Consider the following 26,923-nt stretch of genomic DNA (forward strand, 5'->3'; position numbering starts at 1 on the left):
AGCCTGTGGAACGCGAATTTATGGAATTCGACGTCGTCATCGTCGGTGCCGGCCCCGCCGGGCTTTCTGCCGCGTGCCGTCTAAAACAAAAGGCTGCTGAAGCCGGTCAGGAAATCAGCGTCTGCGTGGTGGAAAAAGGCTCCGAAGTTGGCGCACACATCCTCTCTGGCGCAGTGTTCGAACCCCGCGCGCTAAACGAATTGTTCCCGGACTGGAAAGACCTCGGCGCGCCGCTGAACACTCCAGTCAAGCGTGACGACATCTACGTCCTGCGCAGTGCCGAAAAATCAGTGAAAGTCCCGGACCTCTTTGTGCCCAAGACCATGCACAACGAGGGCAACTATATTATCTCTCTGGGCAATCTGTGCCGCTGGCTGGCCCAGCAGGCCGAGAACCTGGGCGTTGAAATCTACCCGGGCTTTGCTGCCCAGGAAGCGCTGATCGATGAAAGCGGCGTAGTACGCGGCATCATCACCGGTGATCTGGGTGTCGACCGCGAAGGTCAGCCAAAAGACGGCCTGTACACCCCTGGCATGGAATTGCGCGGCAAGTACACGCTGTTCGCCGAAGGCTGCCGTGGCCACATCGGCAAGCAACTGATCAAACGCTTCAACCTTGATACCGACGCTGACGCCCAGCACTACGGCATCGGCCTGAAAGAAATCTGGGAAGTTGACCCGGCCAGACATGAACAAGGTCTGGTGGTGCATACCGCAGGCTGGCCGCTGGACGACGAAAACATGGGAGGTTCTTTCCTTTATCACCTGGAAAACAATCAGGTGGTCGTGGGCCTGATCGTCGACCTGTCGTACAGCAACCCTTACCTGTCTCCGTTCGACGAATTCCAGCGCTACAAGCACCACCCGGTAGTTTCGCAGTATCTCGAAGGTGGCAAGCGCATCAGCTACGGCGCACGAGCCATCTGCAAAGGCGGTCTCAATTCGCTGCCGAAGATGGTCTTCCCGGGCGGCGCACTGATCGGTTGCGATCTGGGCACACTGAACTTTGCCAAGATCAAAGGCAGCCACACAGCCATGAAGTCCGGCATGCTGGCCGCTGAATCGGTAGCAGAGGCGTTGTTGGCGGGCAAGGAAGGCGGTGATGAGCTGAACACTTATGTCTCAGCCTTCAAAAACAGCTGGCTGCACGAAGAGCTGTTCGCCAGCCGCAACTTCGGCCCGGCCCTGCACAAGTACGGCGCAATCATGGGCGGCGCGTTCAACTTTGTTGATCAGAACATCTTCGGTGGCAAGCTGCCGTTCACGCTGCACGACACCAAGCCGGATTATGCCTGCATGAAGCTTGCAGCAGACTCGGCGAAGATCGACTACCCGAAACCCGACGGCAAACTCAGCTTTGACAAGCTCAGCTCGGTATTCATCTCCGGTACTAACCACGAAGAAGAACAGCCGTGCCACCTGAAGCTGACCGACCCAAGCATCCCGATTGGCAAAAACCTGCCGCTGTATGACGAGCCCGCTCAACGTTACTGCCCGGCTGGCGTCTATGAAGTGGTGACACAGGAAGACGGCGAGAAGCGCTTCCAGATCAATGCCCAGAACTGCGTGCACTGCAAGACCTGTGACATCAAGGACCCTTCGCAGAACATCACGTGGGTGACACCGGAAGGCAGCGGCGGCCCGACGTATCCTAATATGTAACAGAGCAGCTGCAGGTTTTTAGCTGCAAGCTAAAAGAGAAAAGCCCCCTTACGGGGCTTTTTTTGTATCGCAAATCAAGCAGGGATTCGCAGCTGCAGCCCCTCTTCGCCCGGGTTCCGGTCAAAGTAGCGTTTATACTCACGACTGAACTGCGACGTGCTTTGATACCCGACGCAATGCGCAACCTGCGCCACTCCCATCCCTTCGGCAATCAGCATTTGTTGGGCCTTGAGCAGACGCAGACGTTTCAGATACTGCACCGGCGACAGCAAGGTGCTGCGCTTGAAATGCTCATGGAAGGTCGAAGCACTCATGTTGGCCTGCCGTGCCAGGGTTTCTACATTCAACGGCTCGGCGTAATGGCTGTGCAGATACGCCAGCGATGCTGCAACACGCGAGAAATGGCTCTGCTGGGCGACCAACGCACGTAACACCCCGGCTTGAGGCCCGCGCAACGCGGCATACAGCACTTCGCGCAGCCGCGACGGACCCAGCACCTGACAATCCAGCGGATCGTGCAGGCAGCGCAACAATCGCTCGACACTTTCCCGCATTGGCGCATCCAGCAACACCGACGTCATGGACTCCGGAGTCTGCGCTTCAACGATCTGATCCGGCATCGGCCCCATGGCCTGCACCAACTCGCCCAGCATCACCCGGTCAATCGCCACGGAAACGCCAAACAACGGCGCCTCAGGCGTGGCGAAGGTTTCACACATGAACGGCACCGAAAGCGCCTGAACCAGATAATGCCCGGCACCATAATCGAAGGTTCGCGTACCCAGGCTGGCCAGCTTGCCGCCCTGGGCGATGATCATAAGGCTCGGCTCGTAGATCTGCGGGCTGCTTGCAACATAGGTAGAGAGCGACACTACGTTGACTTCGGGCAGCAACGTCGGCACGAAACCTGGACGCGTCGCCAGTGGCTTGATAAGAGAAACAAGGGTGGCATTGGCATCGGTTTGATGAGGCAACGACATGGGGCACCGGGCGGAGGATTAGACAGCTGCATGATCGCAGAAATGCCACATGTAGCAACATCAAACCCAAAACCTCCGGAGGATCAGGCATGAGTCGCGGAGGAATGGTCATGGCCCTGAAACCTGCCTTGCCGCAAACTGGTAAGCCTCAATTATTCATTGCCTTGCGAGGTTCACCATGTACACAGCTATCGGTTATGCCGCTCAATCATCGACCGCGCCCCTCGCCCCCATGTCCTTCGAACGCCGCAGCCCGCGCCCGGATGATGTGGCCATCGAAATCATGTTCTGCGGCGTCTGCCACTCCGACATCCACCAGGCCCGCGACGAGTGGGGCTTCGCTGCATACCCACTGATGCCCGGCCACGAGATTGTCGGCAAGGTGACGGCAGTCGGTGCTGATGTGAGCAAGTACAAAGTCGGCGATCTCGTGGGTGTTGGCTGCATGGTTGACTCCTGCCGTACCTGCGACGCCTGTAAAGCGGATCTGGAAAACTACTGCCAGAACGGCATGACCCCGACCTATGCCGGGCAGGATCGCATTGACGGCAGCCTGACCATGGGCGGCTACTCCGACAGCATCGTGGTCAGCGAACGTTTCGTGGTGAGCATCCCTGAAAAACTGAACCTCGCCAGTGCAGCACCGATTCTGTGCGCAGGTATTACCACCTACTCGCCGCTCAAGCACTACGGTGTGAAAGCTGGTGACAAGGTTGGTGTATTGGGCATGGGCGGTCTGGGCCACATGGGCATCAAATTCGCCAAGGCGATGGGCGCTGAAGTCACCCTGTTCACTCGCTCCGCCAGCAAGGCAGAAGAAGGTCGTCGTCAGGGTGCTGATCACGTGGTTATCTCAACCGACGAAGCCCAGATGCAAGCGGTCGCAGGGACATTCAACTTCCTGCTGGACACCATCCCCGTGCAGCACGATCTCAACCCCTACCTGCAGACCCTGCGCTTCGATGGCGTGCATATTCTGGTCGGTCTGATCGAGCCTGTAGATCCGCCGGTGAACGCAGTGAACCTGGTCATGTCCCGCAAGGTACTGGCTGGCTCGATGATTGGTGGCATGGCCGAAACCCAGGAAGTGCTGGATTTCTGCGCCGAACACGACATCACCTGCGACATCGAAATGCTCGACATCCGCAACATCAACGAAGCGTTCGAGCGTGTCGTAAAAGGCGATGTGAAGTATCGCTTTGTGATTGATATGGCGACGCTGAAAGCGTAACAACCGCAGAAATACTGTAGGAGTGAGCTTGCTCGCGATAGCGTCAGACCAGTCAGTTATTTGTCGACTGTCATATCGCATCGCGAGCAAGCTCACTCCTACAGAGGCTGGTGTTCAACCTCCCAACTCCGCCGACAACCTGGCCGCTGTCTCCTTGATCAACGGCACCAGCTCGACCATTTTCTCCAGCGGCATGTAGGGCACGGTACTGGCGATGCTGATACCGGCAACAATGTGCTTGCCCGCATCACGAATCGGCGCTGCCACGCAGCGGATCGACGGCTCGTTATCCTCAAGATCAAACGCGTAACCGCCTTCCACGTACTCATGCATACGCTGACGCACCTGCTCCCAGGACTGCTCCTCATGAGCGGGCCACAACGGGTTGCGCGCCACTTCCGGCAAACTGACCTGGTACAGCCGCAGCCACTCGCTTTCCACGCTGTCCAGCAGCAGCGCCTTGCCGATCCCGGTACGCGCCAGCGGCATACGATGGCCAACTCGTGAACGCATTTCCGGACCGTTACGCCCAGGATTCTTGTGCAGATAAAGCACCTCGTCGCCGTCACGAATCGCGAGGTGGACAGTGTCGCCGGTCAACTGTGAAAGCTCATCCAGATAAGGCCGGGCCAATATCGCCAATGGCACCTCTTCCCGCGCCTGAAAACCCAGCTCGATCAACTTGGGCCCCAGCAGGTAGCCGACCTGAGGCAATACCCGCAGATAACGCGCCTCCACCAGGCAACTGACCAACCGGTGCGTAGTGCTGCGCGTGGTGCCAATGCGCCGGGCAATTTCCTTGAGGTCCCGTGCACCGTCGGCGACGGCCTGAACCACGCCCAGCCCGCGCAACAGGGTCTGCGTACCCGTCGGCGCCGAATCTTTGGAAGTGCTGCTTGCTGTGTCGTCGAGCGCTTGCGACATATCAGGCTTATCCCCTCAAAAAACTGGCGGCATTATCGCCGCCAGCTCATCTCCATGCTACTTCCGATATCCGCGGTTAAAGCTCGATACGCTCGACCTTGCCCACCAGCAGGATGTAGGACAGCGCACCCAGCAGCGCCAGCACTGAGATGTAGGTAATAGCAGGCGCAAAGGAATCGCCGGACACCAAGAAGCCAATCACGATAGGCGTGGCAATGGCCGACAGGTTGCCGATGAAGTTGAAGGTCCCGCCCGTCAGGCCCAGCAGACGCGCCGGGGCCAGGGTCGATACCAGCGACCAGGTGATGGACGCCAGGCCATTACCGAAGAACGCCAGCGCCAGAAATGCGATGACCAGCGGCGTCGAATCAACGAAGTTGGCGCCAATGATAGAGGTGGAAATCAGCAGACCGGCAATGATCGGCAATTTGCGCGCAAAACCGACGGTATGACCGCGACGGATCAGCCAGTCAGAGAAAAATCCCGAACACAGCACACCGATGAATGCCGCGAGAAATGGCAGCGACGCCAACAGGCCAGATTTGATGAAATCCATGCCGCGGTATTTCACGAGATAGGTCGGGAACCAGGTCAGAAAGAACCACAGCGTCGAGTTCAGGCAAAACTGACCGAGGTAAATCCCCCAGAGCTTGCGTTTGGTGAGCACGATACCCAGATCCGCCCAACTGAACGGACGTTTTTCTTTGGCGGTGTCAGCCTGGATATCCACCAGCCCGCCGCCCTCGCGAATCAACTCGATTTCTGCCTCGTTGACGCCTTTGAAATCACGAGGCTCGCGATACACCATGTACCAGATAACCGCCCAGAGCACGCCCACCGCACCGGTGCTGACGAATACCATGTGCCAGCCATAGTGCGCTTGCAGCCAGGCCAGCACCGGTGTCAGAAATGCCAGGCCGACAAACTGGCCTGAGGTATAGAAACCAATGGCCGTGGCCCGCTCACGCTCGGGAAACCAGGTGGTGACCACACGACTGTTGATGGGATACGCCGGAGCTTCGAGTGCGCCTACTGCCATGCGCAATACGAACAGCGCGATGAAGCTGGCAGCGAAGCCGAGCATGATCGTCGCGATGGACCACAGCGCCAATGCGACGGTATACAGGATTCGTGGCGGCACACGGTCAACCAGCCAGCCACCGGGTAATTGCATGGCCGCGTAAGTCCAGCCGAATGCCGAGAAAATCAATCCGACATGCACCGGATCGATACCCAGTTCGCTGGTCAGCGCAGGCGCGGCGATGGACAGGTTGCTGCGGTCCAGATAGTTGATCACGACGGTGATGAACAACAGGACCATGATGAAATAACGCTTGCGGGTAGGCGTGACTAAAGACGCCGCCCCTTCGAGAGTGCGGGTTTGCATGTGAGGTGCCTCTTTTTGTCTTTATTGAGGTCTACGGAAACTGAGGTGATGTCCTCCTGTAGGAGTGAACTTGTTCGCGAGACGGTTTATTTGGGAACCCCCTATATCGCCTCGCCAACAAGTTGGCTCCTACCGAAAATCACTCTTGGCTCAGGAAATCACCACTCCGCAAAGCTGCCATCGGCATGACGCCAGATCGGGTTGCGCCAGCGATGGCCGATAGCCGCGCGCTCCTTGACGTACTCTTCGTTGATCTCGATGCCCAGGCCGGGTCCATTGGGAATCTTCACCATGCCTTTGTCGTAATCAAACACCTCGGGATTCTTGATGTAATCCAGCAGGTCATTGCTCTCGTTGTAATGAATACCCAGGCTCTGCTCTTGAATGAAGGCGTTGTAGCAGACCGCATCCAGCTGTAGGCATGCCGCCAAGGCTATCGGTCCCAGCGGACAATGCAGCGCGAGGGCCACGTCGTAGGCTTCTGCCATGTTGGCAATCTTGCGGGTTTCGGTAATACCACCGGCATGGGACGCATCAGGCTGGATAATGTCGACGTAACCTTCGCTCAGCACGCGCTTGAAATCCCAGCGGGAGAACAGCCTTTCGCCAAGGGCAATCGGCGTACTGGTCAAGGGCGCCAGCTCTTTCAACGCCTCGTAGTTCTCGCTGAGCACCGGCTCTTCGATGAACATCAGTTTGTACGGGTCCAGTTCTTTCATCAGTACCTTGGCCATGGGTTTGTGCACCCGGCCATGGAAATCGACGCCGATGCCCACATTCGGCCCGACCGCGTCACGCACGGCGGCAACGTTGGCCAGTGCCAAGTCGACCTTGTCGAAGGTGTCGAGGAACTGCAACTCTTCGGTGCCGTTCATCTTCACCGCAGTGAAGCCCCGCTCCACCGCTTCTTTTGCCGCACGCGCCGTATCCGCCGGGCGGTCGCCGCCGATCCACGAATAAACACGGATCTTGTCGCGCACCTGGCCGCCAAGCAAATCGCTGACCGATACCCCCAGATGCTTGCCCTTGATATCCCACAACGCCTGATCGATACCGGCGAGCGCGCTCATGTGCACCGCGCCGCCGCGATAAAAACCGCCACGATAGAGCACGGTCCAGATGTCTTCGATATTGCGCGGGTCTTTGCCGATCAGGTAGTCAGATAACTCTTCGACAGCCGCTGCAACGGTATGAGCGCGACCTTCAACCACCGGCTCGCCCCAGCCGGTAATGCCTTGATCAGTCTCTACCTTGAGGAAGCACCAGCGCGGCGGGACGATAAAAGTCGTGAGTTTGGTGATTTTCATGTGTGCGATTCTCTTATTTGAAGTGGCGCCTGAAGCGCTCTGGTTAATTCAGAAACGTTCGGTCAATTGTTTCCAGGCCGCGACATAGGCATGAGCGCGCTCGCCCACTTCGGCCGCGCTCATGCCCGGTTTGAACAAACCCGAGCCGAGACCGAAACCTTTGACACCTGCCTCCAGAAAGACCTTCATGTTGTCCGGGGTAATACCCCCCACCGGAACCAGTGCTGTCCCTATAGGCAACACCGCAAGCCAGGCTTTCACCACGGCAGGACTCATTTGCTCAGCCGGAAAAAGCTTCAGCACATCAGCACCTTCGGCCAACGCAGCGAAGGCTTCTGTCGGTGTCGCCACTCCAGGTGACAGAAACAACCCCGCCTCTTTGGCGGCGCGCAACACCTTGGCATCACTGTGCGGCATGACGATGACCTGCCCGCCCGCCTCCTTGACCAGGTTGACCTGTTCAGGAGTCATCACGGTGCCTGCACCGATCAGGCAATCGGCAGGCAGACTCTGGCGCAACAGACGAATGCTGTCATAGGGCTGCGGCGAATTAAGGGGCACTTCAATGACCCGGAAACCCGCCTCATACAACACATCACCAATGGCGGGCGCTTCTGCCGGACGCAGACCACGCAGAATGGCGATCAAACCGTTTTCGAGCAGTGCTTGCTTGAGCATGTCAGACCTCTAATGGAATGTTGGCGAGCAAGCCGGCTTTGAGTGCCACTTGCCAAAGACCGCGCTCAGTGGCCTGTTCTGCCACCGTCACGTGAAGAAAACCGCAGGCGTGCAAGGCTCGCCCGTAACGCAGACACAGCTGCTCGCCACCCAGAAGAATGACGGGAGGCAATTCGGAATGATGGGCACGCTGCAGAGTGGCGAGGGTTGCCAGCTCATGCCCGATCAACAGACCGGACAAGTAATCAGGTTGGGCATCAGCACTGAGTTGGCCGGTCAGGCCCAAGGTGCGGCAACTGAAAATCGTTGATAGCGGCCCTGCTGCGCCGTCAGCCGACAACGCCACCGCGACCCCCAGATCAAACGCCGCCTGATCGAAGACATCGCTGCGCTGCATGGTGCGGCCGAGAATCGTGTGGTTGCTCAGCGCAGCAAAGACTTCGCCGGTCATGAAGGTATCGAAATGCAGGATGCAGCCGTCGGCGGCCTGAACCCATTTGGAATGGCTGCCGGGTAGACCGATCAATAAGGGTTTAAGCACTTCGGTTGCAGAAAGTCCTGCCAAAACACCCAGCACCTGGGTTTCTTCGCCACGCATGACGTTGGGCAGGACCGAACGCTGGAGTACACCGGGGATGATGTGGACATCGACGCCACGCAGGCTGCGCACGGTTTGCAAGGCAGAGCTGAGGCCGGACACGCTGGCCGGGGTTTCACGATAAACCGCTTCACGCCAGCCTTGGGCGCTGCCAACCATGCCACAGGCAATGACCGGCAGGTTGGGTTCGGCATCGAGCCAGTCGCCACACGCCTCGTCAAAGGCCAGTTCGAAACCGTCGCTGCAGAGTGCACCAGCGATCATTCGCGGCGTACTCGGTAATTGCATGATGCCTGCGCTCAGTGAGCGCTGTTCCAGAACCCGGCCGTGATCGCCGAGCCGATAAGCACGAAGAGAGGTTGTCCCCCAATCGAGCGCGATCAAATGCGCTTGCATCGCTTCACCTATTATTTTTTGAGCAGTGAGTGCGAGGAGGACTATAAACCTGAAACGACGAATATCTCAATATGTAAATTTTAATCCCATATTATGGGATTTTTTTGACTCCTGCGAAATCCTGTGGGAGCGGAGCTTGCTCGCGATAAGCCTGGACGAGCTCGAACTGCAATGCGCGGTGTCCTTATCGCTAGCAAGCTCAGCTCCCACAAGGGAATGCATTCCAACCAAAAATCTTCGTCCATAAAAAAACCGCCCCGAAAGGCGGTTTTTCATGTCAGCTACAACCGGACGATCAACGCTCCAGCAGGATCCGCAGCATGCGACGCAGCGGTTCGGCCGCGCCCCACAGCAACTGATCGCCAACGGTGAACGCGCCCAGATACTGCGAGCCCATGTTCAGCTTGCGCAGGCGGCCCACCGGAATGCTCATGGTGCCAGTCACGGAAGTCGGGCTCAGCTCCTGAATGCTCGCTTCGCGATGGTTTGGCACCAGCTTCACCCAAGGGTTGTGCTGGCTGATCAAACCTTCGATGTCGGCGATTGGCACGTCCTTATTGAGCTTGATAGTCAATGCCTGGCTGTGGCAACGCATCGAGCCGATCCGCACGCAGATACCATCGACAGGAATCGGGCTCTTGAAGCGACCCAGAATCTTGTTGGTCTCGGCCTGCCCTTTCCACTCTTCACGGCTCTGACCGTTCGGCAGTTCCTTGTCGATCCAAGGGATCAGGCTGCCGGCCAACGGCACACCGAAGTTTTCGGTCGGGTAGGCATCGCTGCGCATGGCTTCAGCGACCTTGCGGTCGATGTCCAGAATCGCGCTGGCAGGATTGGCCAGGTCGTCAGCAACAGCCGCGTGAGTCGCGCCCATCTGCTTGATCAGCTCACGCATGTTCTGCGCGCCAGCACCGGAAGCCGCCTGATAGGTCATGGCATTCATCCACTCAACCAGACCGGCTTCGAACAGGCCGCCCAAGCCCATCAGCATCAAGCTGACCGTGCAATTACCGCCAATGTAGTTCTTGGTGCCCGCATCCAGTTGCTGATCGATGACCTTGCGGTTAACCGGATCCAGAACGATGACCGCATCATCCTGCATACGCAGGCTGGAGGCGGCATCGATCCAGTAACCCTGCCAACCGGCTTCGCGCAGCTTCGGAAACACCTCATTGGTGTAGTCGCCGCCCTGGCAGGTCAGAATCACGTCGAGGGTTTTCAGCTCGTCAATGCTGTAAGCATCTTTGAGCGGAGCCACGTCCTTGCCGACGGAGGGGCCTTGGCCGCCTACGTTGGAGGTGGTGAAAAACACCGGCTCGATCAGATCAAAATCCTGCTCTTCCAGCATCCGCTGCATGAGCACGGAACCGACCATTCCACGCCAACCGATCAGACCTACACGTTTCATCGCAACTACACCTTGTTTAAAAAGTGGGCCGTCGCATTCGGGTTCGAATTCGCGACGGGCCCGAGATATTACAGATTGCGCAGCGCGGCGACTACAGCGTCGCCCATTTCCTGCGTGCCGACCTTCGCATTGCCCGCCGACCAGATGTCGCCAGTGCGCAAGCCTTGATCCAGAACCAGGCTTACGGCCTTTTCAATGGCGTCGGCAGCGTCGGTCAGATTGAAGCTGTAACGCAGCATCATCGAGACCGAAAGGATGGTCGCCAGCGGGTTGGCAATGCCTTTGCCCGCGATGTCAGGTGCCGAGCCATGGCAAGGCTCATACATGCCCTTGTTATTGGCGTCCAGCGAGGCCGACGGCAGCATGCCGATGGAGCCGGTGAGCATCGACGCTTCGTCGGACAGAATGTCGCCGAACATATTATCGGTGACGATCACATCAAACTGCTTCGGCGCACGCACCAGTTGCATGGCGGCGTTGTCGACGTACATGTGACTCAGCTCGACATCCGGATAGTCCTTGGCGACTTCCTCGACCACTTCACGCCACAGTTGGCTGGAGGCCAGAACGTTAGCCTTGTCTACCGAGCACAGCTTCTTGCCACGTACACGTGCCATGTCGAAACCGACGCGAGCAATGCGGCGAATCTCACTCTCGCTATACGGCAGCGTGTCGTAGGCCTGACGCTCGCCGTTTTCCAGGGTCTGGCTGCCACGCGGCGCGCCAAAATAAATACCGCCCGTCAGTTCGCGGACGATGAGAATGTCCAGACCGGCAACGATTTCAGGCTTGAGGCTGGAGGCATCAGCCAGTTGCGGATACAGGATGGCTGGACGCAGGTTGCCGAACAGGCCCAGTTGCGCACGGATTTTCAGCAGGCCGCGCTCTGGGCGGATATCACGCTCGATGGCGTCCCATTTCGGGCCGCCCACAGCCCCCAGCAATACTGCGTCAGCAGCGCGGGCACGCTCGAGCGTTTCGTCGGCAAGTGGCACGCCATGCTTGTCGATGGCCGCGCCGCCGATCACATCGTGGCTGAGTTCGAAGCCCAGTTGATACTTTTCGTTGGCCAGCTCAAGAACCTTTACCGCTTCGGTCATGATTTCCGGACCAATACCGTCGCCTGGGAGAATCAGAATCTGCTTGCTCATAACATCCTCAAATTTTTGTAACGGCACTGTTGATCAGCGCCTCTTCGTCTACTGAACGGAAAAAGTTAGCGTTCGGCCCATAACACCAGCACATCGGTGCTGAACGAGCCGTCAGCGGTAATCTCGAAATATTCGCGCACTTCTGCGCCCATAGCCTGCTGCAATTCACGAATCGCGACCCGAAAGGCTTGCGGAGTGCGCATGCGTTCTACCCAGGAGTTGTACTCGAGGTGCAGACGCTGACGGCTGTGACTGCGGGTGAACAGGCCCGCCTCGCTGACCTGCCGCAGCCACTCGGCGGCGGAGTAGTCGCGCACGTGGCTGGTGTCACGCAGCACTTCCACACTTTGCAGGTAGGTATCCAGTAACGGGCTGCCTGGAGACATAACGTCGATAAAAGCGGCAACGCCTCCCGGTTTCAGTACTCTGCGCACTTCACGCAGGGCTGGCGCCAGATCACTCCAGTGGTGAGCCGAATAGCGACTGAACACGAAATCGAACTCGCCATCCTCAAAAGGCAGACTTTCCGCAGCGCCGCACACAGTACTGACATTCGTCAGCCCACGTTCCTGCGCTGCAGCGGCCACGACATCGAGCATTTGCTGCGAAAGGTCATACGCCACCACTTCGCTGACTGCCGACGCGACATTGAAGCTCACATGCCCCGCGCCACACCCCAGATCCAGTACCCGCGCACTGCTGCGCCCCGCCACTTCGGCCTGTAGCAGCGCAAATTCGGTGCCTTGCGCGTGCACGGCACTGCTCAGATAGGCGGAGGCCTGCTCACCGAATTGACGTTTTACGACTTGAGTGTGGGCGGAGTTGGTCATGGGATTCTTCCTGATGAAAATCTAACTGAAAAATGCGGTCTCCTGTGGGAGCCGGGCTTGCCCGCGATAAGGCTGGACGCGGTTCACTTTAGATCGCATGGACCTTATCGCGGGCAAGCCCAGCTCCCACATGGGAATGCATTCCAAGCCTTCAATCTCAACCGCGGAACAACCATGGCTGGCTGGCGCGGTGCTTCGCTTCGAAACTGGCAATCGCTTCGCCATCTACCAGGGTCAGACCGATGTCATCCAGGCCTTCAAGCAGGCAGTGCTTGCGAAACGCATCGACTTCAAAGCTGTATACCTTGCCATCCGGACGAGTGACCGTCTGGGCCGCCAGGTCGACGGTCAACTGGTAACCTTCGTTGGCTTCAACCTGCTTGAACAGCTCATCAACTTCAGCCTCGTCGAGAATGATCGGCAGCAAGCCGTTCTTGAAGCTGTTGTTGAAGAAGATATCGGCATAACTGGGGGCGATGATCGCGCAGAAACCGTACTCGTCCAGTGCCCACGGCGCGTGCTCACGGCTTGAGCCGCAGCCGAAGTTTTCCCGGGCCAGCAACACGCTGGCACCCTGATAGCGAGCATCGTTGAGCACGAAATCAGGGTTCAAAGGCCGCTTGGAGTTGTCCTGATACGGTTGCCCGACATCCAAGTAACGCCATTCGTCGAACAGGTTTGGACCGAAGCCGGTGCGCTTGATCGACTTGAGAAACTGCTTGGGAATGATCTGGTCGGTATCGACGTTGGCACGATCCAGAGGAGCGACAAGGCCGGTGTGCTGAGTAAAGGCTTTCATGCTGGGCTCCTTAGTGCTGAATCAGTTCGCGAACATCAATGAAACGACCGTTGACCGCTGCGGCTGCAGCCATCGCCGGGCTGACCAGGTGAGTACGACCACCGGCACCCTGACGACCTTCGAAGTTGCGGTTGGAGGTGGACGCGCAATGCTCGCCACTTTCCAGCCGGTCCGGGTTCATCGCCAGACACATCGAGCAACCTGGCTCACGCCATTCGAAACCGGCCTCGAGAAAGATCTTGTCCAGACCTTCGCTTTCCGCCTGCGCCTTGACCAGCCCGGAGCCCGGCACAACGATCGCCTGCTTGATAGTCGAAGCCACCTTGCGACCTTTGGCGATTTCAGCCGCAGCACGCAAATCCTCGATACGCGAGTTGGTGCAGGAACCAATAAATACGCGATCCAGCTGAATGTCAGTGATGGCCTGATTGGCTTTGAGGCCCATATACTTCAATGCACGCTCAATGGAACCACGCTTGACCAGATCAGTTTCGTGAGCCGGATCCGGAACGTTCTGATCAACGGCCAGCACCATCTCAGGAGAAGTACCCCAGCTGACTTGCGGTTTGATCTGCGCGGCGTCGAGTTTGACCACGGTATCAAAGTGCGCGTCGGCATCGGAAACCAGGTCTTTCCAGGCTTCTACTGCCAACTCCCACTGCTCGCCTTTAGGTGCGAAAGGACGCCCCTTCACGTAGGCAATGGTTTTTTCATCGGTAGCCACCAGACCGACGCGAGCGCCCGCCTCGATGGACATGTTGCAGATGGTCATACGGCCTTCAACCGACAGATCGCGGATCGCGCTGCCCGCAAACTCCATCGCATGGCCGTTGCCGCCTGCGGTGCCGATCTTGCCGATCACCGCCAGCACAATGTCTTTAGCTGTCACGCCGACGGGCAATTTGCCCTCGACGGAAACCAGCATGTTTTTCATTTTCTTGGCCACCAGGCACTGAGTGGCGAGCACATGCTCAACCTCTGAAGTGCCGATACCGTGAGCCAGCGCCCCAAATGCGCCGTGAGTAGAAGTGTGGGAGTCACCACACACCACCGTCATGCCCGGCAAGGTCGCGCCCTGCTCCGGGCTGATCACGTGAACGATGCCCTGACGCACGTCGTTCATTTTGAATTCGGTAATGCCGTACTCGTCGCAGTTGTCGTCGAGGGTCTGCACCTGAAGACGCGACACCTGGTCGGCAATGGCTTCGATACCGCCTTTACGTTCCGGAGTGGTCGGTACGTTGTGGTCCGGGGTCGCAATGTTGGCGTCGATGCGCCATGGCTTGCGGCCCGCCAGACGCAGACCTTCAAAGGCCTGTGGCGAAGTCACTTCATGGATGATGTGACGATCGATGTAAATGAGCGACGAGCCATCGTCACGTTTTTTTACTTCGTGCGAATCCCAGAGCTTGTCGTACAACGTTTTGCCGGCCATCAGGCGAATCCTCATCAGCTTGTTATTTCTATGCCTTCCAGGTCGTCGTGAAATCAGTTTTCACGCTCGCCTGCCGGGCGATCTTAAACAACCGGATGACCCTTTGGCTTGTACGGACATGCTACGAAATATGCTTAAATAACTCAAATTCATAATTTTTATACTTTGGATAACCAACTGGAATCTGAGATGGATCTGGCTAACCTCAATGCTTTTATCGCCATCGCCGAAACCGGCAGCTTTTCTGGAGCAGGTGAACACCTGCACTTGACCCAGCCCGCTATCAGCAAGCGTATAGCGGGGCTGGAACAGCAGTTGAACGTGCGGCTGTTTGACCGGCTGGGCCGGGAAGTCAGCCTGACCGAGGCTGGTAGAGCCTTGCTGCCCAGGGCTTATCAGATTCTGAATGTGCTGGACGATACCCGGCGTGCACTGACCAATCTGACGGGTGAAGTGACCGGCCGCCTGACATTGGCAACCAGTCATCACATCGGCCTGCACCGTCTGCCCCCGCTGCTCCGGGAGTTCACCCGACGTTATCCTGAAGTCGCGCTGGACATTCAGTTCCTGGATTCAGAGGTCGCCTATGAGGAAATCCTTCATGGCCGCGCCGAGCTGGCAGTCATCACTCTGGCCCCGGATCCTCACACGCTGATCAAGGCCGTGTCAGTCTGGGACGACCCGCTGGACTTCGTTGCCGCTCCTGAACACCCACTGGCCAACAGCGGCCCGGTGAGTTTGCAGGACGTCGTCGGCTATCCGGCGGTATTTCCCGGCAACAACACGTTTACCCATCACATCGTCAGCGGACTGTGCGAAGCCCAAGGGCTCAAGCCGAATATCGCCATGAGCACCAACTATCTGGAAACCATCAAAATGATGGTCTCCATCGGCCTCGCATGGAGCGTGCTGCCACGGACTATGCTCGATGAACAGGTGGCGCGTATTCCATTACCGGGCATACAGCTCAGTCGTCAGCTAGGCTACATACTTCACACGGAGCGTACGTTGTCCAATGCGGCCCGGGCATTCATGGCGCTGCTAGATGCCCAGGCTGGCCAATGCTGAAAGCTCCTGATGCTAAAGATCGTATTACTGCCTTTATTACTTACAGGCGCGTGATCCCATGCCAGAACTTGCAGATAGCAACACCTTTCAGTCCTCCGGCCATGCCGCGGCGCTGAGCGAATCCGAAAAGCGTTTTGCAACGCTCTACAATCTCAGCCCCAACGTGGTGATCCTGTCCGCCATCGACAGCGGAGTAATCTGCGAGGTCAATCGCCAGTTCGAAACAATGCTCGGCTGGCCCGCAGCCGAAAGCATTGGTCGGACAGGTGTAGACCTGGGATTATGGGACGATTCCGAACACCGCAACAGCCTGGTCAGACGAGTCATGGCCCAGGACGAGCCCGTGAGGCTGGATGTGCGATTGCGCGCACGCGACGGCCGACTGATTGAAGGCACCTTCAGCGCATTGAAAGTCGAACTGGAGCGTCAGCTTTATTTGCTCAGCACCTTCATGGACAACAGCGCGCACCTGCGCGCCGAACGCGCCTTGAAGGCCAGCGAAGAGAAGTTCGCCAAAGCATTCCACTCCAGTCCTGACGCAATCACCATCACCGAGCGCCTCAGTGGCCGTTACCTGGAGGTCAACGGAGGCTTTTGCCGATTGATGGGGTTTACCCCTGACGAAGTGCTCGGCCGTACTGTCGCCGAGCTGGGCATCTGGGCTCACATTGAACAACGTGAGCAGTTGATTCGCGATCTGCAAGAAAATGGCCGGGTTCATCACCGGGAAATGACCGGCTGTCACAAGAACGGCTCCCACGTCACCGCTGAAGTGTCGGTCGAAACCATTACCCTCAACGATGTCGAATGCCTGCTCATGAATGCGCGGGATATCAGCGAGCTGAAGAGCGCCCAGGAGCAGGTTCAGCATCTGGCCTATCATGACTCCCTGACCAACCTGCCCAACCGGGCATTGCTCATGGATCGTCTCAGCCAGCAAATAATCCTGCTGCAACGCCACAATCTGCGTGGCGCTCTTCTTTTCATGGACCTGGATCACTTCAAGCACATCAATGACTCGCTGGGCCATCCAGTGGGTGACAGCGTGCTGAAGATTGTAACCGCCCGGCTTGAAGCGAGCGTGCGCATGGAAGACACCGTGGCGCGACTGGGCGGCGATGAGTTCGTGGTACTGATCAGCGGACTGGAAGGTAGTCGCGACGATGTGACCGACCAGGTACTGGAACTGGCCGACATGCTTCGCGCCCTACTCGCCCAGCCGATGTTTCTGGACAATCAACGCCTGCAAATCACGCCAAGTATCGGTATCGCACTGATCCCCGACCATGGCCTGACCAGCGCCGACCTGCTCAAACGCGCCGATATCGCGCTGTACCGGGCGAAGGATTCGGGCCGCAATGCCACACAGCTGTTTCATGATTCGATGCAAAAAGCGGCCAGTGAACGCCTGCGCATGGAGAATGATCTGCGCATGGCGTTGCCACGCGGGGAGTTCAGCCTGTGTTATCAACCGCAAGTGGACACTCGCCTCAACCGCATCATTGGCGCGGAGGCCCTGTTGCGCTGGGAGCACCCCGAAACCGGGAACCTGCCTCCTAACCAGTTCATCCAGATACTGGAAGAGAGCGGAATGATTCTGGAGGTAGGCGCCTGGATTCTTGAGGAAGCCTGCCGGACGGCAAGCAAACTGCTGCGTGACAAACTGGTCGACATCCGGCACTTCAGTCTGTGCGTCAACATCAGCCCCCGCCAGTTCCGGCAGACCGACTTCGTTGATCGCGTCAAACGCTGTCTTCGCATCAACAGCCTGCCGAGCAACTTGCTCAAGCTGGAGATCACTGAAGGCATCGTCATTCAGAATCTGGACGAAACCATTGCCAAGATGCATGAGCTGAAAAAGCTCGGTGTCAGCTTTGCCATGGATGATTTCGGCACCGGCTACTCATCCCTTACCTACCTCAAACGCTTGCCCGTGGATGCGCTGAAAATTGACCAGTCGTTCATCCGCGACGCGACCACTGACCCCAATGACGCGGAAATCATCCGAGCAATCGTGGCAATGGCCCAGAGCCTGAACCTGACGGTGATTGCCGAAGGTGTTGAGCAACCCCTGCAACTGGAGTTTCTTGAGCAGTTGGGATGTCGTTTATATCAGGGCTATCTGTTCAGCGAACCGCTGACCTTGAGCGCATTCGAAAAACGCTTGAAGCAGCCCGAGATGTTATTTAAAGAAAGTCAGTTGAATCCTTAGAAACGAAAGAAGGCGCCATAAAGGCGCCTTCTTTTGCTGGCAACTGAACAATCAGCTGTTCAGGACTTTCTGCGCGTTGATCGGAATGCGTTTGGCTTTGGCCTCTTCAGGCACCAGACGCAGCAAATCAATGTTCAGCAAGCCGTTGGACAAACCAGCGTTCTGCACTTCGATGTGATCAGCCAGCCGGAACGACAATTTGAAAGCCCGCTGAGCAATACCCTGATGCAGGTAAGTCACGCCCTCAGCAGTATTTTCACGCTTGCCGCCCGAAACAGTCAGCACGCCCTTCTCGACCTGAAGCTCAAGGTCTTCTTCAACGAAACCTGCGGCCGCGATCACGATGCGATATTGGTCATCCGCATGCTTCTCGACGTTGTAAGGAGGATAGCCGCCAGCGGACTCATTGCGGGCAGCAGCCTCGAACAGGTCATTGAAACGATCAAAGCCCACAGAGCTACGGAACAGAGGGGCCAGAGAAAATGCAGTAGTCATGATAAATCTCCTGTAAACAGCGAGTGGTTTAATCCGCGACCCGAATTCGGCATCGCGTAATCCCCAAACTAGGGTCGCCCAAAAGCTTTTCAAGAGTATATTTTCAAATTTTTTATGACCGTTCGTCGGCACTGACACCGAGCAAAACACTGATCCGCTGACAGTCGGTTTCACGGCGTAATGCATCAAACATCTGCGTCGCTTCAGGGTAGCTTTTGGTCAATAGCACCAGCCACTGCTTGAGTCGGCCAGGCGCTTGAATCAGGGTCATTTTGTCCAGACACTGCAACCAGAAGGTCCGCAGCATGGGCTGCAACTCAGCCCAGGTCATCGGCACAACCTCTTCACCTTTCTGCGCGGCGGCAATCTGTCGGGCCAGATCAGGCCGCGCTACCAGCCCGCGACCGATCATGATGTCCCGAGCGCCGCAGATTTCCCGGCAGCGACGCCAGTCATCCACGGTCCAGATTTCCCCGTTGGCGACCACCGGCACCTTGACCACCTCCTGAATCCGGGCAATCCATTCCCAGTGGGCCGGCGGCTTGTAGCCGTCGACCTTGGTACGGGCATGCACGACAATCTGCTCCGCTCCGCCGTCAGCCAGCGCCCGGGCGCAATCCAGCGCACCATCAGTGTTTTCGTAGCCCAGGCGCATTTTCGCAGTGACCGGAATGTGCTTCGGCACAGCGCTGCGCACCTGACTCAGTATGGAATGCAGCAGCTCAGGCTCTTTGAGCAGAATCGCGCCGCCACGGGAACGGTTGACGGTCTTGGCCGGGCAACCGAAGTTCAGGTCCAGTACCGGCGCGCCCAACTCACAGGCAAACGCGGCGTTTTCCGCCAGACAAACCGGATCAGAGCCCAGCAGTTGCAAGCGCAGCGGCGTACCCGCGTCGGTCTTGGCGCCTTTGTGAAACTCGGAAGCGTACTTGTAGAAGTAATGAGCCGGCATCAAGCGCTCGGACACCCGGATGAATTCGGTCACGCACCAGTCGATCCCGCCGACGTTTGTCAGCGCATCGCGCAGGATGTCGTCAACCAGTCCCTCCATGGGCGCCAGAGCAATTTGCATGGGTCACACTCGAAAAAAAGTCCGGCAGTTTACGGCGCGCTGGCGGGATTGGAAACCAGGGGATCTGCAATGGCGACGCCATACCCCTCGATAAACTCTAAAGGCATGCGTTTAGGCTTGCCGCTGGACAGTTCGATGCAGACAAAAGTGGTCTGAGCGCGCAACAACGTCATGCCATCACGGGGGCGGCGTAGCTGAAAACGTCGAGTCATTTTCAAGCGTTTGTCCCAATCGACAATCCAGGTTGCCAACTCCAGTTCATCGTCCTGATAGGCGCTGGCCAAGTAATCGATCTCATGCCGAACCACCGCCATGGCCCGATCCAGACGACGATACTCACTCAGGTCCAGCCCTAACTGCTGCGAATGACGCCAGGCGCAGCGCTCCAGCCAGGTGACGTACACCGCGTTATTGGCGTGCCCCAGCCCGTCTATATCGTCTGCTGCCACATTGAGGTCGATCACAAAAGGCGTTGTCAAATCCCAGACCATGCTTGCTCCTGCGTTGCTGGTTGTAGGTGCGAGTGAGTGTAACCAAAGCGACGAAGAGAGTGGGCGAATGCTACTGGCGCGTAGCACCCCGAGGCTGTGACAGCGGAGTATCGGCCTGGCCGACGTCGTTTAACCCTCTGATTGGAATGCTTTTTTACCTGTAGAAGCGCGCTTGCCCGCGAAGCGATCTGTCAGTTGACGGGTAAGCGTCTGTACTGACGCTATCGCGGGCAAGCGCGCTCCTACAGGGCCCCGTTTGCTGCGCGACAGCGCGGTGCTCGTGAGCTCATACTGAGGAATGAGGGAACGGGGGAGCATCAGGAGGGAGGATGCGTTTTATCAAACGCCAGAAAAACAAAAGGGCCATTCAATAATCGAATGACCCTTGGTCTCGCAGAGCGAGAAATCGTGGCGTCCCCTAGGGGACTCGAACCCCTGTTACCGCCGTGAAAGGGCGGTGTCCTAGGCCACTAGACGAAGGGGACGCAAAACCTTCGAGCAGATTCGCTTGTTAGCAAACCCTGGCAAAATTGGTGGAGCTTAGCGGGATCGAACCGCTGACCTCCTGCATGCCATGCAGGCGCTCTCCCAGCTGAGCTAAAGCCCCGGATTTATCGCCTCGCGGCTCACATCACTTTCAAATGATGCACTTTAAAATGGCGTCCCCTAGGGGACTCGAACCCCTGTTACCGCCGTGAAAGGGCGGTGTCCTAGGCCACTAGACGAAGGGGACTAAACCTTCTGGATGCTGATGATCGGCGCTGGATCCGGTCATTTTTGCATCGTTTCAAAGCAGTGTAGCCGAGCTTTGAAACTCTAAATTTGGTGGAGCTTAGCGGGATCGAACCGCTGACCTCCTGCATGCCATGCAGGCGCTCTCCCAGCTGAGCTAAAGCCCCACATCAGTGGACGGGGCGCATGTTAAGCGTGAGTCGCAGAGCTGTCAAATTTATTTTTTACAATTTCGAAAGTTTTTTGTCGGTAATACAACCACTTACCATTCAGCCCCCGGAAAACCGGGGGACTGACAGGCACGGGCATTGCTTCAGGCAATAGCGCCCAGAAGCTTTTCCCATTCCTTGTTTTCTTTCTTCGAGACGCCACCCAGCAGATCAAGCGCCTGACGCAAGCGGAAGCGGGTCAGATCCGGGCCCAGGATTTCCATCGCGTCAGTCACCGAGACGGAATTGGCCTGCCCGGTGATCGCGGCAAACATCAACGGCATGGCATCACGCAGCTTGAGCTCCAGATGCTCGACGACAGCCTGGATGCAGCCCATGATCCGGTCTTTTTCCCACTGACGCAGGGACTCCAGTTTCCACAGAATCAACTGCATGACCTGACGCACCTGATCTGCAGACAGTTTCTTGTGCTCGAACAGTTTGGCGTCCGGCGTCACGCCACCGGCGAAGAAGAAACTGGCAAGTGGTGCGACCTGACTGAAGGTCTCCACCCTGCCCTGCACGTGCGGTGCGATCTTCATCATGTATTCAGGGTTCAGCGCCCAGTGCTGCAGGCGCGACGCGAACTCTTCCACCGGAAGTTCACGCAGCCACTGGCCGTTGAGCCATGACAGCTTCTCGATGTCGAAAATCGGACCGCCCAGAGAAACCCGCGACAGATCAAAGTGCTCAACCATTTCTTCCAGAGAGAACTTCTCGCGCTCGTCAGGCATCGACCAGCCCATGCGCCCCAGATAGTTGAGCATCGCCTCAGGCATGAAACCCATGCGCTCGTAGAACGTGACAGAGGTCGGGTTCTTGCGCTTGGACAACTTGCTCTTGTCAGGGTTACGCAGCAGCGGCATGTAACACAACTGAGGCTTGTCCCAGCCGAAGTATTCGTAAAGCAGGATCAGCTTGGGCGCCGATGGCAGCCATTCTTCGCCGCGCAGCACGTGAGTGATGCCCATCAGGTGATCGTCGACGACATTGGCCAGAAAGTAAGTCGGCAGACCGTCGGTCTTCATCAGGACTTGCATGTCCATGCGGTCCCACGGGATTTCGACTTCACCGCGCAGCATGTCCGGCACGACGCAAACGCCCTCGGTCGGCACTTTCATGCGGATCACATGAGGCTCGCCCGCCGCCAGACGACGCGCGACTTCTTCTTTGGAGAGCAACAAGGCACGGCCGTCATAGCGCGGCGTTTCGCCACGAGCGGTTTGCTCGGCACGCATCTGATCCAGCTCTTCAGCGGTGCAGAAACACGGGAAAGCATGACCCAGTTCAACCAGTTGCTGAGCGTACTTCTGATAAATATCGCCCCGCTCGCTCTGCCGATACGGACCGTGCGGACCGCCGACATCCGGACCTTCGCTCCACTCGATACCCAACCAGCGCAACGCGTCGAAAATCTGCTGCTCCGACTCGCGGGTCGAACGCAGTTGATCGGTATCTTCGATGCGCAGGATGAACTCACCGCCGTGCTGCCTGGCGAAGCAGTAGTTGAAAAGCGCTATGTAGGCCGTGCCAACGTGAGGGTCGCCGGTAGGCGAAGGCGCGATGCGGGTACGAACGGTGGTCATGAAAAATCCCGAAATAGGTCAAACAAGCCGTGAATATTAACAGGGGCCAGTGATCATGTGGGAGCTGAGCTTGCTCTGGGCGGCATTCCGACGATAAACGATAACGCGGAATGTCTTCTAGCACCGTCTCATGTATCGCGGGCAAGCCCGGCTCCCACAGGATAGGCTCCAGCCCCCAAACCGCTATACGGTCAACAACCGCTCACGCAGCTTGCCGATTTCGTCGCGCATCTGCGCCGCAGCTTCGAACTCCAGGTCGCGGGCCAACTGGTACATCTTTTCTTCCAACTGACGGATGCGCTTGGTGATCTCGCTCGGTGAACGCAGTTCGTTTTCGTACTTGGCGCTTTCCTCCGCCGCCTTGGCCATGCCTTTGCGCTTCTTGCTGCGCGAGCCCGGCACGGTGGCGCCTTCCATGATGTCGGCGACATCCTTGAACACGCCTTTAGGGGTAATCCCGTTCGCAAGGTTGAAGGCGATCTGCTTGTCGCGACGGCGCTCGGTTTCGCCAATCGCGCGCTCCATGGAGCCGGTGATGCGGTCCGCATAGAGAATCGCCCGCCCATTGAGGTTACGGGCCGCACGACCAATGGTCTGGATCAGCGAGCGCTCGGAGCGCAGAAAACCTTCCTTATCAGCGTCAAGAATTGCCACCAGCGACACTTCCGGCATATCCAGGCCTTCGCGCAGCAGGTTGATCCCCACCAGCACGTCGAAAGTCCCTAGCCGCAGGTCGCGAATAATCTCCACGCGCTCCACAGTATCGATGTCCGAGTGCAGATAACGCACCCGCACGCCGTGGTCGGCCAGGTAATCAGTCAGGTCTTCGGACATGCGCTTGGTCAGCGTGGTGACCAGCACCCGCTCTTCCAGCGCCACGCGCTTGGTGATTTCCGAAAGCAAATCATCCACCTGAGTCAGCGCCGGACGAATCTCGATTTGCGGGTCTACCAGACCGGTTGGCCGCACAACCTGCTCGACGATACGACCCGCGTGTTCAGCCTCGTAGTTGCCCGGTGTCGCCGAAACAAAGATCGTTTGCGGACTGACCGCTTCCCACTCGTCAAACCGCATCGGCCGGTTATCCAGTGCCGACGGCAGACGGAAGCCATACTCCACCAGGGTTTCCTTACGGGAGCGGTCGCCTTTGTACATGGCACCGACCTGCGGCACGCTGACGTGGGATTCGTCGATAACCAGCAGCGCATCCGCTGGCAGGTAGTCGTATAACGTCGGCGGCGGCGCGCCCGAAGGACGTCCTGACAGGTAGCGCGAGTAGTTTTCAATGCCGTTGCAGTAACCCAGCTCCAGGATCATTTCCAGGTCGAAACGGGTCCGCTGCTCAAGACGCTGGGCTTCAACCAGCTTGTTGTTGGTGCGCAGGTACTCAAGACGCTCCTGCAACTCAACCTTGATGCCCTCCATCGCTTCGACCAGGGTTTCCCGAGGTGTGACGTAGTGGCTCTTGGGGTAGAAGGTAAAGCGTGGCAGCTTGCGGATCACCTCGCCGGTCAGCGGATCGAACGAGGAAATGCTTTCTACCTCGTCGTCGAACAGCTCGATGCGAATCGCCTCCAGATCCGACTCGGCCGGGTAGATATCAATCACATCACCGCGCACCCGGAACGTGGCCCGGGCGAAATCCATGTCATTGCGGGTGTATTGCAGGTCAGCCAGACGACGCAACAAGGCGCGCTGATCGAGTTTGTCGCCCCGATCCACGTGCAAGACCATGCGCAGATAGGTTTCCGGGCTGCCCAGACCATAAATGCACGACACCGTGGTGACGATGATGGCGTCCTTGCGCTCCAGCAGCGCCTTGGTCGCGGACAGACGCATCTGTTCAATGTGGTCGTTGATCGACGCATCCTTCTCGATGAAGGTGTCCGACGACGGCACATAGGCCTCAGGCTGGTAGTAATCGTAATAAGAGACGAAATACTCAACGGCGTTGTTCGGGAAAAATGCCTTGAACTCACCGTACAACTGCGCGGCCAGGGTCTTGTTCGGCGCGAGCACCAACGTGGGGCGCTGCACCTGCGAGATGACATTGGCGATGCTGAATGTCTTGCCTGAGCCGGTCACCCCCAGCAGGGTCTGGTGCGCCAGGCCGGCATCGATCCCTTCGACCAGTTGGCGAATAGCCTCTGGCTGATCACCAGCAGGCTCAAAACGGGTTACGAGCTGAAACTCGGACATGACGTACCTCTTTGGTGGTTTACGCGCATACAGGCTCACGCAAGCCACAGCGCGAAAACCAAAGAACGGCGTGCGTCTGACCCGCTAGCGGATCAGTCGTACAGAATATGAAGTGATGAGACTACAGATGGAGTCGCCATCGCCAGCTTTCAACCCACGACTTTCAACCTGCTGAATCGACATCTATTGCTGCGCCCCATTACAGGATGCCGGTTGCAATATGACCAGAGGTCGACAAACGACTGCAAAAAACCCGGAAAAACCCGTCACCGACTGTCGCCCCGGTCGGCGATGCTCTCTATACTGACTCCCCGATTGTGCACCGCTCTGGCGCATTCGGCTCAGAGCGGGTTTCCCCTCACCCCTCACACAGAGCCGCCACAACAATGAGCCTGTTCTCCGCTGTCGAAATGGCACCACGCGATCCAATCCTGGGCCTCAACGAAGCATTCAACGCCGATACCCGCACCACCAAGGTCAACCTTGGTGTGGGCGTCTATTGCAACGAAGAAGGCCGCATCCCCCTTCTGCGCGCCGTTGCCGAAGCAGAGAATATTCGCGTGGCTCAACACGCTCCTCGTGGCTACCTGCCGATCGACGGCATCGCGGCGTACGACCTGGCCGTACAAAAACTGCTGCTGGGTGCCGATTCGCCGCTGATCGCTTCGGGCCGCGTCCTGACCACTCAGGCCGTGGGTGGTACCGGTGCACTGAAAATCGGTGCTGACTTCCTTAAGCAACTGCGTCCTGATGCCGTCGTGGCCATTAGCGATCCAAGCTGGGAAAACCACCGCGCCCTGTTTGAAACTGCCGGTTTCCCGGTGCAGAACTATCGCTACTATGATGCGACCAGCCATGACGTGAACCGTTCCGGCATGCTTGAAGACCTGCAGAATCTGCCCTCCGGCTCGATCGTCGTGCTGCACGCCTGCTGCCACAACCCGACCGGCGTAGACCTGACGCTGGACGATTGGAAAAAAGTCCTGGAAGTGGTCAAGAGCAAAGGCCACGTGCCGTTCCTGGACATGGCGTATCAGGGCTTCGGTACCGGCATTGACGAAGATGCGGTTGCAGTTCGCCTGTTCGCGGAATCCGGCCTGACCTTCTTCGCTTCCAGCTCGTTCTCCAAATCCTTCTCGCTGTACGGCGAACGTGTCGGCGCGCTGTCGATCATCACCGACTCCAAAGAAGAGACCGCTCGCGTCCTGTCCCAGGTCAAGCGAGTGATCCGCACCAACTACTCCAACCCGCCAACGCATGGTGCGACCATCGTTGCTGCGGTGCTCAACAGTCCGGAACTGCGGGCCAAGTGGGAAGAAGAACTGGGTGAGATGCGCGTGCGCATCAAAGGCATGCGCCAAGCGATGGTCGAGCGTCTGGCCAACAACCCTGCGGGCCAGGATTTCAGCTTCGTGGGTCGTCAGAGCGGCATGTTCTCCTACTCGGGCCTGACCACTGAACAGGTGCATCGCCTGCGTAACGAGTTCGGCATCTACGCCCTAGACACCGGTCGCATCTGCGTCGCGGCGCTGAACCAGAGCAACATCGACACCGTCTGCAAGGCGATTATCCAGGTGATCTAAAGCTTCACCGTGGTGAAAAAAGGGAAGCAGACGAGGGTCTGGCTTCCCTTTTTATTTGTATCGCGTTTTATTTGTATCCCTTAGGACCGCCTTGAGCCGGGAGGGCTGAGGCATATCCAGTGGGAGCGAATTCATTCGCGAAGGGGCCGGGATATTCACAGCATCTTCATCCCCAGGAATACCGCCTTCCCGGATGAATCCGGTCCCACTGGATCGCGGTAGACTTGAGGCTGGCGTAAACCCGTGGGAGCGAATTCATTCGCGAAGGGGCCGGAATATTCACAGCATCTTTATCCCCAGGAACACCGCCTTCCCGGATGAATCCGGTCCCACTGGATCGCGATACACTCAAGACTGGCGTAAAACCCGTGGGAGCGAATTCATTCGCGAAGGGGGCCGGGATATTCACGGCCTTTTTATCGCCAGGAACACCGCCTTCCCGGATGAATCCGGTCCCACTGGATCGCGGCAGACTTGAGGCTGGCGTAAAA

General features: G+C 57.7%; 20 protein-coding genes, 4 tRNA genes and 1 pseudogene. 5 read left to right on the top strand and 20 right to left on the bottom strand.

The features are described from left to right. The first annotated feature begins 5 nt into the window (after window positions 1-5). Window positions 6-1,661, top strand: a complete 1,656-nt coding sequence (locus K3169_RS18940) for an electron transfer flavoprotein-ubiquinone oxidoreductase (RefSeq protein ID WP_231677251.1) — start codon at window positions 6-8, stop codon at window positions 1,659-1,661. Between the two features lie 74 nt (window positions 1,662-1,735). On the opposite strand, the gene K3169_RS18945 is transcribed toward K3169_RS18940, so the two are convergent. Beyond that, complete coding sequence (locus tag K3169_RS18945) at window positions 1,736-2,641, bottom strand: AraC family transcriptional regulator (protein WP_027900879.1); 906 nt, start codon at window positions 2,639-2,641, stop codon at window positions 1,736-1,738. A gap of 178 nt (window positions 2,642-2,819) precedes the next feature. On the opposite strand from K3169_RS18945, the gene K3169_RS18950 reads away from it, so the two are divergent. After that, entirely contained in the window at window positions 2,820-3,872 is a 1,053-nt protein-coding gene (locus K3169_RS18950) for an NAD(P)-dependent alcohol dehydrogenase (RefSeq protein WP_095097008.1), read from the top strand. A gap of 114 nt (window positions 3,873-3,986) precedes the next feature. Here K3169_RS18950 and K3169_RS18955 read toward each other — a convergent pair whose 3' ends face one another. The 10 genes from K3169_RS18955 to leuC all read right to left on the bottom strand — a co-directional run bounded on the left by K3169_RS18955 (window position 3,987) and on the right by leuC (window position 14,785). Continuing rightward, window positions 3,987-4,796 (bottom strand): IclR family transcriptional regulator, encoded by an 810-nt coding sequence (locus tag K3169_RS18955; protein WP_263267432.1) that lies wholly within the window; start codon window positions 4,794-4,796, stop codon window positions 3,987-3,989. A gap of 76 nt (window positions 4,797-4,872) precedes the next feature. Next, entirely contained in the window at window positions 4,873-6,183 is a 1,311-nt protein-coding gene (locus tag K3169_RS18960) for an MFS transporter (protein WP_099270800.1), read from the bottom strand. A 158-nt stretch (window positions 6,184-6,341) separates the two neighbouring features. After that, window positions 6,342-7,490 (bottom strand): galactonate dehydratase, encoded by a 1,149-nt coding sequence (dgoD, locus tag K3169_RS18965; RefSeq protein WP_027900875.1) that lies wholly within the window; start codon window positions 7,488-7,490, stop codon window positions 6,342-6,344. Window positions 7,491-7,538: 48 nt separating this feature from the next. Next, window positions 7,539-8,168, bottom strand: a complete 630-nt coding sequence (locus K3169_RS18970; RefSeq protein ID WP_231677253.1) for a 2-dehydro-3-deoxy-6-phosphogalactonate aldolase — start codon at window positions 8,166-8,168, stop codon at window positions 7,539-7,541. A 1-nt stretch (window position 8,169) separates the two neighbouring features. Further along, the gene (locus K3169_RS18975; protein ID WP_231677254.1) at window positions 8,170-9,162 is read right to left on the bottom strand and encodes a 2-dehydro-3-deoxygalactonokinase; all 993 of its coding nucleotides are present in this window, start codon (window positions 9,160-9,162) and stop codon (window positions 8,170-8,172) included. Window positions 9,163-9,457: 295 nt separating this feature from the next. Then, window positions 9,458-10,570, bottom strand: coding sequence for an aspartate-semialdehyde dehydrogenase (gene asd / locus K3169_RS18980; RefSeq protein WP_027900872.1), 1,113 nt, complete (start codon window positions 10,568-10,570; stop codon window positions 9,458-9,460). Between the two features lie 68 nt (window positions 10,571-10,638). Further along, window positions 10,639-11,721: a 3-isopropylmalate dehydrogenase gene (leuB, locus tag K3169_RS18985; RefSeq protein WP_122396969.1), complete on the bottom strand. Its 1,083-nt coding sequence runs from the start codon at window positions 11,719-11,721 to the stop codon at window positions 10,639-10,641. A 65-nt stretch (window positions 11,722-11,786) separates the two neighbouring features. Beyond that, entirely contained in the window at window positions 11,787-12,551 is a 765-nt protein-coding gene (locus K3169_RS18990; RefSeq protein ID WP_231677255.1) for a class I SAM-dependent methyltransferase, read from the bottom strand. Window positions 12,552-12,708: 157 nt separating this feature from the next. Then, complete coding sequence (leuD, locus tag K3169_RS18995; protein WP_027900869.1) at window positions 12,709-13,350, bottom strand: 3-isopropylmalate dehydratase small subunit; 642 nt, start codon at window positions 13,348-13,350, stop codon at window positions 12,709-12,711. A 10-nt stretch (window positions 13,351-13,360) separates the two neighbouring features. Next, window positions 13,361-14,785 (bottom strand): 3-isopropylmalate dehydratase large subunit, encoded by a 1,425-nt coding sequence (gene leuC, locus K3169_RS19000; RefSeq protein WP_231677256.1) that lies wholly within the window; start codon window positions 14,783-14,785, stop codon window positions 13,361-13,363. A 189-nt stretch (window positions 14,786-14,974) separates the two neighbouring features. On the opposite strand from leuC, the gene K3169_RS19005 reads away from it, so the two are divergent. After that, complete coding sequence (locus tag K3169_RS19005) at window positions 14,975-15,853, top strand: LysR family transcriptional regulator (protein ID WP_263267438.1); 879 nt, start codon at window positions 14,975-14,977, stop codon at window positions 15,851-15,853. Between the two features lie 112 nt (window positions 15,854-15,965). Beyond that, a pseudogene (locus K3169_RS19010) lies at window positions 15,966-18,065 on the top strand (putative bifunctional diguanylate cyclase/phosphodiesterase); the annotation flags it as partial. 51 nt (window positions 18,066-18,116) lie between these two features. Here the strand turns inward: K3169_RS19010 and K3169_RS19015 are convergent. From K3169_RS19015 to uvrB, 9 genes are all read right to left on the bottom strand, one after another. Then, window positions 18,117-18,560 (bottom strand): Hsp20 family protein, encoded by a 444-nt coding sequence (locus tag K3169_RS19015; protein ID WP_027900866.1) that lies wholly within the window; start codon window positions 18,558-18,560, stop codon window positions 18,117-18,119. 112 nt (window positions 18,561-18,672) lie between these two features. Next, window positions 18,673-19,632: a tRNA dihydrouridine synthase gene (locus K3169_RS19020; RefSeq protein WP_263267442.1), complete on the bottom strand. Its 960-nt coding sequence runs from the start codon at window positions 19,630-19,632 to the stop codon at window positions 18,673-18,675. 29 nt (window positions 19,633-19,661) lie between these two features. Then, window positions 19,662-20,123, bottom strand: a complete 462-nt coding sequence (locus K3169_RS19025) for an acyl-CoA thioesterase (RefSeq protein ID WP_027900864.1) — start codon at window positions 20,121-20,123, stop codon at window positions 19,662-19,664. A gap of 409 nt (window positions 20,124-20,532) precedes the next feature. Then, window positions 20,533-20,608, bottom strand: a tRNA-Glu gene (locus K3169_RS19030). A 46-nt stretch (window positions 20,609-20,654) separates the two neighbouring features. After that, window positions 20,655-20,730 (bottom strand) — tRNA-Ala (locus K3169_RS19035). A gap of 50 nt (window positions 20,731-20,780) precedes the next feature. Further along, window positions 20,781-20,856: transfer RNA gene (locus tag K3169_RS19040), tRNA-Glu, on the bottom strand. Window positions 20,857-20,946: 90 nt separating this feature from the next. Then, window positions 20,947-21,022, bottom strand: a tRNA-Ala gene (locus tag K3169_RS19045). 146 nt (window positions 21,023-21,168) lie between these two features. Beyond that, window positions 21,169-22,650, bottom strand: a complete 1,482-nt coding sequence (gene gltX / locus K3169_RS19050; protein WP_263267444.1) for a glutamate--tRNA ligase — start codon at window positions 22,648-22,650, stop codon at window positions 21,169-21,171. Window positions 22,651-22,833: 183 nt separating this feature from the next. After that, complete coding sequence (gene uvrB / locus K3169_RS19055; protein ID WP_099270791.1) at window positions 22,834-24,849, bottom strand: excinuclease ABC subunit UvrB; 2,016 nt, start codon at window positions 24,847-24,849, stop codon at window positions 22,834-22,836. Between the two features lie 386 nt (window positions 24,850-25,235). Between uvrB and K3169_RS19060 the strand changes: the two genes are divergently transcribed. Beyond that, window positions 25,236-26,432 carry an amino acid aminotransferase gene (locus K3169_RS19060; protein WP_122806012.1) on the top strand — a complete coding sequence of 399 codons (1,197 nt, stop codon included), beginning with the start codon at window positions 25,236-25,238 and terminating at the stop codon, window positions 26,430-26,432. Window positions 26,433-26,923 lie beyond the last annotated feature (491 nt).

This window comes from Pseudomonas phytophila (assembly GCF_025643095.1).
In the GTDB taxonomy this organism is placed as follows: Bacteria; Pseudomonadota; Gammaproteobacteria; order Pseudomonadales; family Pseudomonadaceae; genus Aquipseudomonas; species Aquipseudomonas quasicaspiana.

What these genes read in the sequence shown, in the direction of transcription:
- K3169_RS18945 (WP_027900879.1), bottom strand. Translation starts at nt 2,641, where the DNA reads ATGTCGTTGCCTCATCAAACCGATGCCAATGCCACCCTTGTTTCTCTT.
- K3169_RS18950 (WP_095097008.1), top strand. Translation starts at nt 2,820, where the DNA reads ATGTACACAGCTATCGGTTATGCCGCTCAATCATCGACCGCGCCCCTC.
- K3169_RS18955 (WP_263267432.1), bottom strand. Translation starts at nt 4,796, where the DNA reads ATGTCGCAAGCGCTCGACGACACAGCAAGCAGCACTTCCAAAGATTCG.
- K3169_RS18960 (WP_099270800.1), bottom strand. Translation starts at nt 6,183, where the DNA reads ATGCAAACCCGCACTCTCGAAGGGGCGGCGTCTTTAGTCACGCCTACC.
- dgoD (WP_027900875.1), bottom strand. Translation starts at nt 7,490, where the DNA reads ATGAAAATCACCAAACTCACGACTTTTATCGTCCCGCCGCGCTGGTGC.
- K3169_RS18970 (WP_231677253.1), bottom strand. Translation starts at nt 8,168, where the DNA reads ATGCTCAAGCAAGCACTGCTCGAAAACGGTTTGATCGCCATTCTGCGT.
- K3169_RS18975 (WP_231677254.1), bottom strand. Translation starts at nt 9,162, where the DNA reads ATGCAAGCGCATTTGATCGCGCTCGATTGGGGGACAACCTCTCTTCGT.
- asd (WP_027900872.1), bottom strand. Translation starts at nt 10,570, where the DNA reads ATGAAACGTGTAGGTCTGATCGGTTGGCGTGGAATGGTCGGTTCCGTG.
- leuB (WP_122396969.1), bottom strand. Translation starts at nt 11,721, where the DNA reads ATGAGCAAGCAGATTCTGATTCTCCCAGGCGACGGTATTGGTCCGGAA.
- K3169_RS18990 (WP_231677255.1), bottom strand. Translation starts at nt 12,551, where the DNA reads ATGACCAACTCCGCCCACACTCAAGTCGTAAAACGTCAATTCGGTGAG.
- leuD (WP_027900869.1), bottom strand. Translation starts at nt 13,350, where the DNA reads ATGAAAGCCTTTACTCAGCACACCGGCCTTGTCGCTCCTCTGGATCGT.
- leuC (WP_231677256.1), bottom strand. Translation starts at nt 14,785, where the DNA reads ATGGCCGGCAAAACGTTGTACGACAAGCTCTGGGATTCGCACGAAGTA.
- K3169_RS19005 (WP_263267438.1), top strand. Translation starts at nt 14,975, where the DNA reads ATGGATCTGGCTAACCTCAATGCTTTTATCGCCATCGCCGAAACCGGC.
- K3169_RS19015 (WP_027900866.1), bottom strand. Translation starts at nt 18,560, where the DNA reads ATGACTACTGCATTTTCTCTGGCCCCTCTGTTCCGTAGCTCTGTGGGC.
- K3169_RS19020 (WP_263267442.1), bottom strand. Translation starts at nt 19,632, where the DNA reads ATGCAAATTGCTCTGGCGCCCATGGAGGGACTGGTTGACGACATCCTG.
- K3169_RS19025 (WP_027900864.1), bottom strand. Translation starts at nt 20,123, where the DNA reads ATGGTCTGGGATTTGACAACGCCTTTTGTGATCGACCTCAATGTGGCA.
- gltX (WP_263267444.1), bottom strand. Translation starts at nt 22,650, where the DNA reads ATGACCACCGTTCGTACCCGCATCGCGCCTTCGCCTACCGGCGACCCT.
- uvrB (WP_099270791.1), bottom strand. Translation starts at nt 24,849, where the DNA reads ATGTCCGAGTTTCAGCTCGTAACCCGTTTTGAGCCTGCTGGTGATCAG.
- K3169_RS19060 (WP_122806012.1), top strand. Translation starts at nt 25,236, where the DNA reads ATGAGCCTGTTCTCCGCTGTCGAAATGGCACCACGCGATCCAATCCTG.